This is a genomic window from Microbulbifer thermotolerans (genome assembly GCF_900112305.1).
Taxonomy (GTDB): domain Bacteria; phylum Pseudomonadota; class Gammaproteobacteria; order Pseudomonadales; family Cellvibrionaceae; genus Microbulbifer; species Microbulbifer thermotolerans.
In genome coordinates this window covers 93,287-106,398 of sequence record NZ_FOKT01000003.1, presented here as the reverse complement: position 1 = coordinate 106,398, position 13,112 = coordinate 93,287, and the positions used below count along the sequence as shown (strand labels likewise).

Sequence of the window (13,112 nt, the reverse complement as noted above, 5' to 3'; positions counted from 1 at the left end):
TGGTGCACTTGCGCGATGATGTGTGCCACTATGGTGCACACACCTGTGGCCGGGTGGCCACTTTGCATCTATTCTGCCTGCGATTAGCCCTGTATGGAGCGCGAACACGCTGGTGGTGCCCAGGGCACGGCCGGCGCCCCAATTTGGCACACTCTTTGCTTTATTGAATGCCACAGAAGGGTTACAGCGACACATTCCATTTTTTGAGACCTGGAGGACAGCAATGTCAGCGAAAACGCTCGGTTTGATCAAAGAGAGTGAAGCCAAGTGGGTAGACCTGCGCTTCACCGATACCAAGGGCAAAGAACAGCATGTATCGATTCCGGCGTCGGAAGTTGACGGCGAGTTCTTCGAAGAGGGCAAGATGTTTGATGGCTCTTCCATCGCCGGATGGAAAGGCATCAACGAGTCCGACATGATTCTGATGCCGGTGGACGATACAGCCTTCCTGGATCCGTTCACCGATGAAGCCACTGTTATCGTGCGCTGTAACATCGTCGATCCGATCACCGGCCAGGGCTATGAGCGCGACCCGCGCTCCATCGCGTTGCGCGCCGAGGAATATCTCAAGTCTACCGGCTACGGCGACACTGCCATGTTCGGACCGGAGCCCGAGTTCTTTGTCTTTGACGACATCACCTGGGGCGCGGAAATGGGCGGCGCCTTCTACAAGATCAACTCCGAAGAGGCTGCCTGGTCCTCCGGTCAGAGCTTCGCCGACGGCAATATCGGTCACCGTCCGCGCGTAAAAGGCGGTTACTTCCCGGTTCCGCCGGTGGACTCCCTGCACGACATTCGCGCGGCCATGTGTTCCGCTATGGAGCAAATGGGCCTGCAGGTGGAAGTGCACCACCACGAAGTGGGCACCGCTGGCCAATGTGAGATCGGCGTCGCCGCCAATACTCTGACTAAGAAGGCAGACGAGGTGCAAATCCTCAAGTACGCGGTCCACAATGTGGCTCACGCCTACGGCAAGACCGCTACCTTTATGCCCAAACCGCTGGTGGGTGACAACGGCTCCGGTATGCACGTGCATCAGTCTTTCAGTAAAGACGGTGTCAACCAGTTTGCCGGTGATGCCTACGCCGGTCTGTCCGAAACCGCGCTCTACTATATCGGCGGTATTATCAAGCACGCCCGCGCCTTGAACGCTATCTGTAACGCCTCCACCAACTCTTACAAGCGCCTGGTGCCAGGTTTCGAGGCGCCAGTGATTCTGGCCTACTCCGCACGCAACCGCTCCGCGTCCATCCGTATTCCCTTTGTGACCAGCCCCAAGGGCAAGCGTATCGAGACCCGTTTCCCGGATCCCACCGCGAACCCTTACCTGGCGTTTGCCGCTCTGCTGATGGCCGGTCTCGACGGCATCAAGAACAAGATTCACCCCGGCGATGCTGCGGACAAGGATCTGTATGACCTGCCGCCGGAAGAAGTGGCTGAGTTCCCGACCGTGGCTTCCAGCCTGGAAATGGCGCTGGATGCCCTGGATAAGGATCGCGCTTTCTTGACCGAAGGTGGCGTCTTTACCGACGACGCTATTGACGCCTACATCGAGCTCAAGAAGGAAGAGGTGGAGCGCCTGGCGATGACCACTCACCCGGTCGAGTTTGATATGTACTACTCGGTGTAAAATACCGGTAAACCAATGGGGCTCGCCCCTCCGAAAAGCCCGCGCCGCTCTGGTGCGGGCTTTTTTTTGATAGCGGGTACGCTAGCCTTGGGTGTATTGTTGCAACTGGAATTTGCTAGCCAAAAGGAGCGGCAAGGCCGCAATAAGGACCGATGAATCCCAGCAAAGTGATTTTGACCCTGCTGCTCGCCAGCCCTCTCATTTCCCTGGCCGGCGGCAATGAAACTGATAATGCACAGTCCGGTGGTTCCATCTACAAAACGGTGGCTCCGGATGGCAGTGTTGTTTTCAGCGACAAGCCACTGCCCGGTGAGCCGACGGAAAAAGTTGAGTTGGCGCCCACTAACGTCCAGCCTATCGCTCTGCCGCGCACTCTGCCCACGCGCAAGCTTTCGCCGCGGGACCAGGGAGGTGATGACTATGCTGGCTCGGTGCGTTTCGCCATTGTCAGTCCCATGGACGGCGCCACTATTCCGCCGGGGCAGCGCTCCATTGTTCTGGAAGTGGCGATGGACCCGGTGCCGTCCGGTGACTACCAGTTCTTCGCGGTAGTGGACGGCCGGCCCTGGGCGGGAGCTTCCTCCGGCACCAGCCTGGATATCTCCGCCCTGGAACGCGGCACCCACAGTGTGCAGGCGGTACTCGTTGACGCGGCCGGTAACGAGCTGGCTCGCTCCCAGATCATTACCCTCTATGTCAAACGCCCGGGTGGTGTACTGCCGGACAACCCCGCCGCCCAGGCGTCTCAGGCCCCCAAGGCTCCGGTGGCTCCCGGCCTGCCTCGGGCCAAGCCTCCCAGCGCCGACTGACTCCTTTCCCGGGCCCCGGCACCGCCGGAGCCCCTTCTCTGTTTCTGCCCGCCGAAGGAGCGCACTGGTGTTTTTATAGACAGAGCACCATAATGGTGCATCAGTGGCGCTAATGTTCCCGATCGACTGCATCAACCTCGCCCGGATGCCCGTTAGCGGGCTTACGGAGACAGTTACCGCCCTTCCGAAGGTCAGTATTAATAGCCCGAAAGGCCCCAGCAGTAGTCTGGTGCGCTATTTTGGTGTGCTTTTTGCACTGACTGAAAACAACGCGTTTTCGCCGGTCGCTGGCAAAGCGCGGTAAATGCCGGGGCGCCGCCGGCAGCGATTTAACCGGAAAGACTCGCATGCTCAACGACCGCCAGTTTCGCCAGCTCCTCGACAGCCTCAACTCCGCAGTGCTGGTGCTGGATGACCACCTGCAGCTGCGCTATCTGAATTCCGCTGCCGAGGATCTGTTGGCGGCCTCCAGTGCGCGGATCGGCGGTGTGCCCCTGGCGGAAGTGGTTTGGGAGTCGCAAACTGCCGAGGAGGCAATGCGCAATGCACTCGAAAGCGGCGAGAAGTACACGGTACGGCGCGCTGTGTGGCGGCTGCACAATCTGGAGACGTGCACCGTAGACTATACAGTTTGTCCGGTGCCGGAACTCGGGCTGTTGCTGGAAGTGCAGCCCATGGACCGTTTGTTGCGCATCGCCCGCGAGGATGCGCTGATCAGCGCCCAAGAGACCACCCGCAATTTGGTGCGCGGTATGGCACATGAAGTGAAGAATCCGCTCGGTGGCATCCGCGGCGCAGCACAACTGCTGCAGCGCGAGTTGGCGGACGAGGAGCTGACCGAGTACACGAGGATTATTATTGAAGAGGCGGATCGCCTGCGGAATCTGGTCGATCGCCTGCTGGGGCCACGAGTACCGGTGCGGCTTACGCCCACCAACGTGCACGAGATACTCGAACGGGTGGCACAGTTGATCGATGCCGAGTGCGATGGCGAACTGAAAATCCGCCGCGACTATGACCCCTCTATTCCGGATGTCCCCGCCGATAGAGAACAGCTGATCCAGGCCCTGCTCAATATCGCCCGCAACGCAATGCAGGCACTGGACGAGAGTATCGGGCTGGCCGCCGGACAAATCACTTTGCGCACCCGTATCCAGCGCCAGTTCACCATTGGCCGGCGCCAATGCCCTCTGGTGTGCCGTATAGAAATCGAAGACAACGGCCCCGGCATTCCCGAGGATATCCGCGAGCGCATCTTCTACCCGATGATTTCCGGGCGTGCCGAGGGGTCGGGACTGGGCCTGTCCATCTCACAGAACATCATCAATCAGCACCGCGGCTTGATTCAGTGCGACAGTCGCCCTGGGCAGAGTGTTTTTCAAATTTTTCTGCCCCTGATGAACGAATAATTGAGTAGCGGAAGTGTGAGTATGAGCAATCGCGTTTGGATCATTGACGACGACCGGTCAATCCGCTGGGTACTGGAGCGTGCCCTGAGTCGTGCCGGAATAGAAACCAAGTGCTACGAGAGTGGTGATCGCGCCCTGGATGATTTTTACAGCGATTCGCCGGATGTTGTGATCAGCGATATCCGTATGCCGGGGTCCGACGGCTTTAAATTGTTGCAGCGCTTTCAGGCGGAACGCCCCGCACTGCCGATTATCATCATGACGGCGCATTCAGATCTGGACAGTGCCGTCGCCGCCTATCAGGGTGGCGCTTTCGAATACCTGCCCAAACCTTTCGACGTGGATGAGGCGGTGGCGGTCACCCGCCGCGCCCTCGCCCATGCCAGCGAGCAGCAGATTGAACCCGTAGCGGTGGAAAATGGTACGAACCGCAAGGAGATTATCGGCGAGGCACCGGCGATGCAAGAGGTATTCCGGGCCATAGGCCGCCTGTCTCACTCCAATATCACCGTGCTGATTAACGGTGAATCCGGCACCGGCAAGGAGCTGGTGGCACAGGCGCTGCACAATCACAGCCCCCGTAAAGACAAACCTTTTATCGCCCTGAATATGGCCGCGATTCCGAAAGATCTGATGGAGTCGGAGTTGTTCGGCCACGAGAAGGGCGCCTTCACCGGTGCCAGTGCCAGCCGCGCTGGTCGTTTCGAGCAGGCCAATGGCGGCACTCTGTTCCTGGATGAAATCGGCGATATGCCGGCGGAGACACAGACGCGCCTGCTGCGTGTACTCGCGGACGGGGAATTCTATCGCGTCGGCGGCCACACCCCGGTAAAAGTGGATGTACGTATTATCGCGGCAACGCATCAGGATTTGGAAAAGCTGGTGGAGGAGCATAAATTCCGCGAGGATTTGTTCCACCGCCTAAATGTGATTCGCATCCATATCCCGCGCCTGGCAGACCGCCGCGAGGATATTCCCAGGCTGGTACGCCACTTTTTCAATGCCGCCGCCAAGGATTTGGGGGTGGAGCCGAAAATTCTCACAAAAGAAGCCGAAGAGTATCTGTCGAGCCTCGACTGGCCCGGCAATGTGCGCCAGTTGGAAAATACCTGCCGCTGGATTACCGTGATGGCTTCCGGCCGCGAAGTGCACATCGAAGACTTACCGCAGGAACTACATCAGCAGACAGCGAATAGTGATGCGTCGCAGGACTGGCAGAAAGCTTTGCGCCTCTGGGCCGATCAGGCACTGGCCAATGGTCGTCGGGAAATCCTCAGTGAGGCGGTGCCCGCTTTTGAGCGCGCGCTGATAGAAATCGCCCTCAAGCACACCGCTGGACGCAAGCGCGACGCTGCGGAGCTGTTGGGCTGGGGGCGCAATACGTTGACGCGGAAGCTCAAGGAGCTGGGTATGAATGGCGACGAGGATTAGGGAGCCTTTGATCAATTCCTAGGAACGCTGTAGTTGGTTTCGGGGCGCTCAGGCAATGGGATGGACATCTCGAAAACGCACAAGTACTTCCCTGTAGCTCCGTCGGATACCTCCCTGTATCCGACGGTTTAGAAGTATCCATCCCATCACCTGAGCTTCTCATCTGCCCTCAAAGTTAGTTTTGCCGCCAAGAAAAAAATTAATCGGAGGTTCTTGGCTGCAATAACGAAATTTGCACGCCATTTATTGACTTTTGGTTTGGGGAATGCGCGGTATTGGCCTAGATTTATGCGGATAAAAACATTCCGGCAACATAAATCGGCCGAGGTGATTATGTATAAAAGATTCGCGCTTTCCCTGTCCGCACTATTGCTCTCCGCTGCGGCATTCTCCGCCACCGAGGATACTACCTTCCTCGTCTCTATCACGGTTGAGAACAGTTGTACTATTTCTGTCAACGATCTGAATTTCGGTACGGTCAATGATTTAACTCCCTCTATATCTGCGTCCACCACCGGCACGGTGACCTGTACTGGCTTGGCACCGGTAAGCGTATCTTTTGACGCGGGAACTGGCGGCGCCAGTACTTTTGCCACCCGGCAGATGGATGATGGTGTCAACACGATCGACTACAACCTCTACCGCGACGCGGCGAATACGGAGATCCTGGGGGACGGCAGTGGCGGCACCTTCACTATCGACTTCACCAGTACCGGTGGTGCCGATGCCTTTGATGTTTATGGTCTGACTGATCCGGGGCAGAACCCCAAGCCGGCCGGAACTTACAACTCGACGATCACCGCCACGGCAACCTTCTGATATGCGTCTCGCGCAGTGCATCCCGCTGTCGCGGGTGCTTCTGATCGCCCTGCTGTTTTGCAACTTCGCCCATGCCAAGGGGCAGCTGCAGGCGGGGCCGATACTGTTGCAGATCGGCGCTGGTCAGAAGGCTTCGCGCCTGCGGCTTTCCAATACCGGAGACGAGCGTCTGGTGGCCCAGGTGCGGGTGTTCGCCTGGAGCCAGGAAAATGGTGAGGACCAACTCACTGCAAGTGATGCGGTGGTGGCCAGCCCGCCCATTGTGGAGCTGATGCCGGGGATGGAGCAGATTGTGCGCCTGGTACGTCTGGGGGAATCACCGTCTGGCGCGGACCAAAGTTTTCGCCTGGTGGTAGATGAGCTACCGCTGAACGGGGGGGCTGCGCCAAACCAGGTAAGCGTACGTATGCGCTATGTGCTGCCCCTGTTTGTGCGTGCGCAGGATGCGCCCGAAGCAAAGATCTCCTGTGCTGTGCGTGATAACGCCGTGGTGCTGGAATGTATCAATTCGGGTGGGCGTGCGGCCCAATTGGGGGCCAGTTTTCTGATCGATAGTTCCGGGTGGGAAGTACAGTTGAGTGCGGGTCTACTCGGTTACGTGCTGCCCGGTAGCCGTAAGGTCTGGGCCTTGCCGGAAAACTCCGGTGTGTCCAGCGCGAATAATATGAGAGAGGTGCGACTGGAAACAATTTTAAATGGCCAGCCAACCCAGCTTTCACTTCAACAATAATATTTGTGGACGCTTCGCAAAATTTCTTTACGTCAGCCTGTTTATCAGTGTAGTCACCGTCTCTGTTAGAGCTGACGTCCTTTCCGATAGTCCGCTGTTGGTTGCCAACAGTGCTGAGCATTTCCTGCACTCCGCACGCTTGGAACAGGATCTGTACCTGGAGGCCTTCTACGGTGAAATAACCACCGGACTGATTGTGCATGCACGTCTGAGCAGGGAAAAGCTCTATGTAATTGCGGGCGACCTGTGGGAAATCGGACTGCAATTACCGATGCAGGACCCCGATCAATGGGTAGCGCTGGACTCGGTGCCGGGGCTCAGCTACCGCTACGACATTCCCACCCAGTCTCTGATATTGCACGCGCCGCCCAATCTACGTCGGGCGCAGCACTTGGGGTATCAGCCACCCCCACCGGTGGAAGTGCGCCGCGATCACGGGCTGCTGTTCAGTTATGACTTTTACGGCCGCGAGTGGCAGGACAGCAGCAACGCCTCCCTTGGTACTTCTCTCAATTGGTTTGGACGTTACGGGAGTGTAAAAATTTCCGGTGTCAGCCGCAGTGGCGATGAAAACATCGGCTATCGCCGCCTGGATAGTTTCTGGACCTACAGTGACCCGCAGCAATTGTGGACCTGGACAGCAGGTGATCTGATCAGTGGTGGCCACAGCTGGAACCGCCCGGTTCGCATGGGCGGTGTACAGTGGCGGCGCAACTTCGAGGTGCGCCCGGACCTGATCACCCTGCCGGTGCCCCGTTTCGATGGCAGTGCCTCCCTTCCCTCCACTGTGGAGTTGTATGTAAATAATATTCTGCAATACGGCGCGAATGTGGATGGTGGGCCCTTTGTGCTCGACGCTCTGCCAAGAATCGGCGGGGCAGGAATGGCCACGCTGGTAGTAACCGACGCGCTGGGGCGCGCCACTGAAACCAGCGTGCCCCTATATGTGGACCACCGCCGCCTGGCGCGGGGGTTAAGCGATTTCAGTATCGAGGCAGGTGTACTGCGCACGAATTTCGAAGGTGGTTGGGACGATTACGGTGAACACCCGGTGGCCAGTGCCAGCTGGCTGCAGGGTATTACTGATACCTTCACTTTCGAGGCGCATGGGGAATTGGCAGAGGAGTTGAGGCTTGCTGGTATCGGTGGCGTCTGGTCGCCGGAGGGGCGTTGGGGGCTGCTGTCCGGCTCCCTCGCCTTCAGTGACGGGCAGAACCGGAACGAACGCGATAAGTCGGGGCATCAGTACAGCCTTGGTTATCAGTGGGTTGGGCCCATTTTCGGTTTTGATTTGCAGAGCTTGCGCCGCTCGCGCGGCTATCGGGACCTGGCGGATCTGGATACGGACCGGACTTTGATCGAGCGCTGGCTCAATGCACAGGATCGGGCCACCCTCTGGCTACAGACGGGGCGCGGCAGTCTGGCTTATAGCTATCTGCGCTGGCGCGATCATCGCGACAGACTGCTGCCGCGAGAGATCTTCAGTAGCCACAGCCTCAGCTGGACGCAGAATATTGGCCGGCGCCTGTCGTTTTCCGCCACCCTGTTCAAGGACGACGAAAATGGCTCTGGCGGCAGCGTCACCTTTAGCATACCGCTGCAACATCTGGCCTATGCATCCGTCGGTGTGCAGCGCCAAAGTGGCGGGAATAATCAGCCGAGAGCCATGTTGCGGCACACAGTCCCCTATGAGGGCGGCTGGGGGTGGTGGCTGCAGGGAGGCAACAGTGACGGAGACTATGGACAGGCAGCGCTGGAAACCCGCGGGCGCTACTTCGAGGCACGCGCGGGGATCGACTGGGACAGTGGCAAGCGCGGATATTTCCTGGAGATGGGCGGCAGTCTTGCCGTTATGGATGGCCGGGTAATCGCCAGTCGACGTATTCAAGACGCCTTTGCACTGGTGTACACCGGAATCGGAGATGTGCCCGTTCTGAGCGAGAACCGTCTTTACGGCTACACCGACCACGAGGGGTATTTGCTGATACCGGATCTGCGCGGCTGGCAGAGGAACCGTATTGGCATAAATCCAGACCAGCTGGGAGCAAATCTCGCTGTGGCTGAGTTGGAGCAATTCGCTGTGCCCGCCGATCACGCGGGCCAGCTGATTGTGTTTCCAATCGTGCAGTTGCGACCGGCAATTATCACTCTGCTCGATCAGTCCGGCGACGCGATTGCCGCTGGCAGTATCGCCACCCTGCTTCCGGGCGGTGAAGGCCAGACTCTGCCGGTGGGATTTGATGGGGAATTGTACCTGGAAGATATCTCCGGCGGCGCGCGCATTGAAGTGCAGCAGGGCAGGTTGATCTGCCATTACCACATTGACCCAGGCGACGGACAGAGCGCACCGCTTACGCGTCTGCGCCTGTCGCCGGATATTTGTGAGGAGTTACCGTGATGGCGCAACGGATTCTGCTGGTATTCACAATGTTACTGACAGGTGTGTCATGGGGGCAGGACTGTACTTATACCGTGACGCCGACATTGAATTTCGGTTCTGTTACCGGGCTGCCCACCCCACAGATAGACGCAACGGCAGATATCACTGTTCAGTGTCCTGTGCTGGATTTACTTCAACGGCGGATCTGTATCAGCTTACCTGTGGGTAGCGGCGGTGTTTCGCTGGCAGACCGCCGCCTGACAAGCGGTGCATTCGATGTGCCGTTTAATGTGTACCGGGATGCCGCCCGCACTCAGGTGTGGGGCACAGTAGCCAGTGGGCAGCAGGTACAACTGGACTTTCCGGTGCTGTTTGGCGGGACCATGACCGCCACCGTTTACGGTCGGGTATTTGCAGGTGGCGGAAGTGCAGCGGGTTTCTACCAATCGGTGTTTAATACTATCGAAGTGCGTGAAGGCACTTATGCGGTACTTGCACCGAATTGCAGCTCGCTGACTCCCTTCAACCTAGCCGAAAGCATGACTGCGCAACTGCAAGTTGAACCCGACTGCACTATCTCGGCCAGCCCACTCGATTTCGGCACCGTCACCAACCTTGTGCAGACGGACGCCAGCAGTAACCTCTCAGTGACCTGTACATTGAATGGCGCCTATAGTGTGGCGCTTGACGGCGGTGGCAGTGGCGATATCAACAATCGCAGAATGCTGTTGGGAGGGGACAGTATCGACTACCAACTGTACCAGGATGCGGCGCGAACCCAGGTCTGGGGCGACACTGTGGGCACAGTAGTGAGTGGTACGGGCAGTGGTGCAGCCCAATCGATCACCGTATATGGGAGAGTGCCAGCGCAAGGAGCAAAACCGCCCGGTATCTATCAGGATACGATTACCGCCACGGTGACTTTTTAATCCTCTCGTAAAAAGTGGTCTCTGATTCATTCGCTCCCAGACAATAAAGATACCTTGCCCCCTGATGAGAAGCTCAGGTGATGGGATGGATATTTTGAAACCGTCGGATACAGGGAGGTATCCGACGAGGTTACAGGGGGGACTCGCGGGGACAAAGGCTGCGGGCAAGCTGGGTGCTTATTGCGATTTATCAGTTGCTTCGTTCAATACCAAGTTCACCCAGTGTTCGCGCAATATCTTCGGCACTTGTGGCTGGATGGATTTCCTTGTCGATCTTGAGAACACGGCCGTCCTTGCCGATATAGATAGTGACACGGCGGGCTATATTCATAACTGGCATCAGTACGCCATAGGCCTTGGCCGTTTCGCCCTTGGGGTCGCTGAGCAGTGGAAAATCAGCGTCCTGTTCGGTGGCAAACTTGGTGTTTACCTCCACTTCATCGGTGCTCGCCATAAAGTAGGCGACATTGTAATTGCGTATCAGGTGCCCGTTCTCAGCCAGGGATTTGCACTCGATAGTGCAACCCTTGGTAAAGGCCTTGGGGTACCAGGCGATGACAACCGCTTTTTTGTCTTTGAAGTCCGCTAGCGAATAGTTTTTGCCATCGGAGGCCTGCAGGGAGAAGTTGGGTGCGGGGTCGCCGACTTCCAGGGCCATTAGTGGCAGACTGGCGGTGGCAGCGAGTAAAAAAGCGATCAAGCGTTTCACAGCGTGGCTCCTTTTGGGGCTATTTGTGAGGGCTGGGCTATGCTAACCGGGGTGGCGGCTGGAAGCTATATGGCGCGGCACCTGGCGGCGGCGTCTTGTATCGGCCACACCTTCTAATCAGTGTCGGATTTTCGCATGCCCGCAGAAGATATCCTCGGAACCTTTTCGCTTCCCCAGATTTATATCTTTTCGGTGCTGCTGGTATTGGTGTTGCTGGCTGTTGGACGCTTCTTTGGTCGCCGCGCAGCGCGCCGGGACAAGAGCGTTGAGTCGTCTCTCGGGAGCGCGGTGGCCTTGGCGCTGGCATTTTCCCTGGTGATTTTGCTTATCGTGGATTTGGACCGAAGCTACGAGGGATTTTTGATCGTGGATCAGACTCCGATGGTTGAGCTGAGCCGGCGCTTTGAGACGGAGCGCGGCTCAGCCAATTGAAACCGCGAGATCAGGTGGCGGCCCCGCCGGATGTACTGACAAACTCCCGCATAAAGATTTCCCAAAACGCCATAAACAGTGCCGCTAGCAGCGGTCCGATGGCGAAGCCGCTGATGCCGAACATCATCAAGCCGCCGACAGTGGAAAAGAGCACTATATAGTCTGGCAGCTTGGTGTCGCGCCCTACCAATATCGGTCGCAGTAGATTGTCCACCAGGCTGATGACGACAAAGCCGAACAGCATCAATATCGACGCCTTGACGATATCCCCGATCGCATAGAGATAGATAGCCGCCGGGAACCAGATCAGCGCTGCGCCGATTGCCGGTAACAGTGACAGCAGAGTCATAAGCACGCCCCAAAGCAGCGGTGCAGGTAGGCCGAGTATCCAGAAAATAAGACCACCCAGCGTGCCCTGAGTAACGGCGACCACCAGGTTGCCTTTGATGGTGGCCCGGGTCACTTCGGCGAACTTGGCCAGCAGCAGATGCTCCCGCTCGTCGCCGAGCGGCAGGGCGCGGATCAGCAGGTCCACCAACTTTTCGCCGTCGCGCAGCAGGAAAAAGGTCAGGTAGGTCATCAGGCCGAGCATGACAAAGAAATTCAAGGTGTTCTGCCCCAGGGCCAGGGCGTTTTTGGCCAGAAAACTGCCGGCATTCATCAGCCCGCCGAGCAGGCGCTGCTTGACCTGTTCCAGATCAAGGCCGGTGCGTTCGAGCGCGGCGTTGATACCGGGAAAGGCATTGCGCACCTGCTCAATCTGTTGCGACAGGTCTATCTGGCCGCTTTGTATTTTTTGATAGAAAGTCGCCGCCTGGTTGATAAAAGAGCTGGCTACCGCCAGAACTGGTATCACTACCAGTACGATGCACAGCAGCAGTGTCAGCAGCGCCATCAGATTGGGCCAGCGGGGGAAGCGTCCGATCAGATAGCGGTAGACAGGAAAAAAGATCAGCGCGATGGCGCAGGCCCAGAAAATGGGGGTGAAGAAGGGTTTTAATAGCAGTGTAAAGGCCAGTGTTACCAGCAACAGCGCCAGTATAAAGGAGCGCCTTTCCAGTTTTTCGTGCACCGGGTTTTTCCTCTTCTTTTTGTCATACGGCAGGCGCAGCGCCTGGAAGGCGCCTATGTAAGCAAAAGCGGATGTTTTTTACCAGCGCCGGTAGCCGCAGGTATCGATATGAAAGCGCAGTCCGCGGTAAATGCCGAGCCCGAAGTTGCTCTCCGGCCCCAGGCGCGCGTGCAGGCTGCGCAGTTCCTCCACCAATTCCTTGCGGCTGATATTGGATTTGGGAATCACGTCCAGCCCGCAAAACTCGCGGTGTTTGCTGCCGGTGGCACCGCCGGCTTTGCGGTTGTAGTTTTCGGTGCGGTAGGCGGAGAGGATTTCCACCGGGCCAATTGCCGGTTCCACTTCGTCGCGCAGTAGCGTCAGGGTGCGCACCATGTTGTGCCACTGTCCGGCCGGCGGTATCGCAAAGGGGGGTTCGCCGATATCCTGCCAGTCGGTCCCCTGTCGCACCAACTTATACGATGGTACCACATCGCCGACGCCGCGCTCGCGCAGAAAATCGGACAGCCGCATAAAGCGCGCGCGGTTATCGCCCTGGCGCAGGAAGCTGTTGAAGCGCTCCGCGGTGGCGATGCGGTAACCCTTGAACTCGACGTAGGGCTTCTCCAGAGATTTCAGGTACAGATGTAGCCACAGGGTGGCCAGCACCAGTAACAGCGCCAGCGCTATTCCCACCACCACCAAGCGGTGAACAGGCTGCCCCGGGGGGCGGGGCGAATGGTTGGAAAGGGGAGTGCCTCCGGACATGCTTGCCTTTGCAAC

Annotated in this window: 12 protein-coding genes; 9 read left to right on the top strand and 3 right to left on the bottom strand. The window is 57.9% G+C overall.

The features are described 5' to 3' along the window. The first annotated feature begins 223 nt into the window (after positions 1–223). From glnA to BM155_RS05395, 8 genes are all read left to right on the top strand, one after another. The gene (gene glnA, locus BM155_RS05435) at positions 224–1,630 is read left to right on the top strand and encodes a glutamate--ammonia ligase (protein WP_067156610.1); all 1,407 of its coding nucleotides are present in this window, start codon (positions 224–226) and stop codon (positions 1,628–1,630) included. Between the two features lie 152 nt (positions 1,631–1,782). Further along, positions 1,783–2,439, top strand: coding sequence for a DUF4124 domain-containing protein (locus BM155_RS05430; protein ID WP_074901588.1), 657 nt, complete (start codon positions 1,783–1,785; stop codon positions 2,437–2,439). A 347-nt stretch (positions 2,440–2,786) separates the two neighbouring features. Continuing rightward, positions 2,787–3,848: a nitrogen regulation protein NR(II) gene (glnL, locus tag BM155_RS05420; RefSeq protein ID WP_067156604.1), complete on the top strand. Its 1,062-nt coding sequence runs from the start codon at positions 2,787–2,789 to the stop codon at positions 3,846–3,848. Positions 3,849–3,869: 21 nt separating this feature from the next. Beyond that, positions 3,870–5,279 (top strand): nitrogen regulation protein NR(I), encoded by a 1,410-nt coding sequence (gene ntrC / locus BM155_RS05415; RefSeq protein ID WP_067156602.1) that lies wholly within the window; start codon positions 3,870–3,872, stop codon positions 5,277–5,279. 333 nt (positions 5,280–5,612) lie between these two features. Further along, complete coding sequence (locus tag BM155_RS05410; protein ID WP_074901586.1) at positions 5,613–6,098, top strand: Csu type fimbrial protein; 486 nt, start codon at positions 5,613–5,615, stop codon at positions 6,096–6,098. 1 nt (position 6,099) lies between these two features. Then, complete coding sequence (locus tag BM155_RS05405) at positions 6,100–6,828, top strand: fimbrial biogenesis chaperone (RefSeq protein WP_074901583.1); 729 nt, start codon at positions 6,100–6,102, stop codon at positions 6,826–6,828. After that, a complete protein-coding gene (locus BM155_RS05400; protein ID WP_074901581.1) occupies positions 6,794–9,226 on the top strand; it encodes a fimbria/pilus outer membrane usher protein in 2,433 nt (810 codons plus the stop codon). The genes BM155_RS05405 and BM155_RS05400 overlap by 35 nt, the downstream gene beginning before the upstream one ends. Then, positions 9,226–10,137, top strand: coding sequence for a Csu type fimbrial protein (locus BM155_RS05395; protein ID WP_067156593.1), 912 nt, complete (start codon positions 9,226–9,228; stop codon positions 10,135–10,137). The genes BM155_RS05400 and BM155_RS05395 overlap by 1 nt, the downstream gene beginning before the upstream one ends. Before the next feature lie 190 nt (positions 10,138–10,327). On the opposite strand, the gene BM155_RS05390 is transcribed toward BM155_RS05395, so the two are convergent. After that, entirely contained in the window at positions 10,328–10,846 is a 519-nt protein-coding gene (locus BM155_RS05390; RefSeq protein ID WP_254773126.1) for a peroxiredoxin family protein, read from the bottom strand. 135 nt (positions 10,847–10,981) lie between these two features. On the opposite strand from BM155_RS05390, the gene BM155_RS05385 reads away from it, so the two are divergent. Beyond that, positions 10,982–11,278 (top strand): hypothetical protein, encoded by a 297-nt coding sequence (locus tag BM155_RS05385; protein ID WP_139223156.1) that lies wholly within the window; start codon positions 10,982–10,984, stop codon positions 11,276–11,278. A 10-nt stretch (positions 11,279–11,288) separates the two neighbouring features. Here the strand turns inward: BM155_RS05385 and BM155_RS05380 are convergent, their stop codons facing one another. Then, the gene (locus BM155_RS05380; protein ID WP_067156588.1) at positions 11,289–12,350 is read right to left on the bottom strand and encodes an AI-2E family transporter; all 1,062 of its coding nucleotides are present in this window, start codon (positions 12,348–12,350) and stop codon (positions 11,289–11,291) included. Between the two features lie 78 nt (positions 12,351–12,428). Beyond that, complete coding sequence (locus BM155_RS05375; RefSeq protein ID WP_067156585.1) at positions 12,429–13,097, bottom strand: D-Ala-D-Ala carboxypeptidase family metallohydrolase; 669 nt, start codon at positions 13,095–13,097, stop codon at positions 12,429–12,431. Positions 13,098–13,112: the final 15 nt, after the last annotated feature.

Excerpts from the sequence above, each read along its gene's own strand:
- BM155_RS05430 (WP_074901588.1), top strand. The coding sequence starts at position 1,783 with ATGAATCCCAGCAAAGTGATTTTGACCCTGCTGCTCGCCAGCCCTCTC.
- BM155_RS05385 (WP_139223156.1), top strand. The coding sequence starts at position 10,982 with ATGCCCGCAGAAGATATCCTCGGAACCTTTTCGCTTCCCCAGATTTAT.
- glnA (WP_067156610.1), top strand. The coding sequence starts at position 224 with ATGTCAGCGAAAACGCTCGGTTTGATCAAAGAGAGTGAAGCCAAGTGG.
- BM155_RS05410 (WP_074901586.1), top strand. The coding sequence starts at position 5,613 with ATGTATAAAAGATTCGCGCTTTCCCTGTCCGCACTATTGCTCTCCGCT.
- BM155_RS05395 (WP_067156593.1), top strand. The coding sequence starts at position 9,226 with ATGGCGCAACGGATTCTGCTGGTATTCACAATGTTACTGACAGGTGTG.
- ntrC (WP_067156602.1), top strand. The coding sequence starts at position 3,870 with ATGAGCAATCGCGTTTGGATCATTGACGACGACCGGTCAATCCGCTGG.
- BM155_RS05400 (WP_074901581.1), top strand. The coding sequence starts at position 6,794 with ATGGCCAGCCAACCCAGCTTTCACTTCAACAATAATATTTGTGGACGC.
- glnL (WP_067156604.1), top strand. The coding sequence starts at position 2,787 with ATGCTCAACGACCGCCAGTTTCGCCAGCTCCTCGACAGCCTCAACTCC.
- BM155_RS05405 (WP_074901583.1), top strand. The coding sequence starts at position 6,100 with ATGCGTCTCGCGCAGTGCATCCCGCTGTCGCGGGTGCTTCTGATCGCC.
- BM155_RS05375 (WP_067156585.1), bottom strand. The coding sequence starts at position 13,097 with ATGTCCGGAGGCACTCCCCTTTCCAACCATTCGCCCCGCCCCCCGGGG.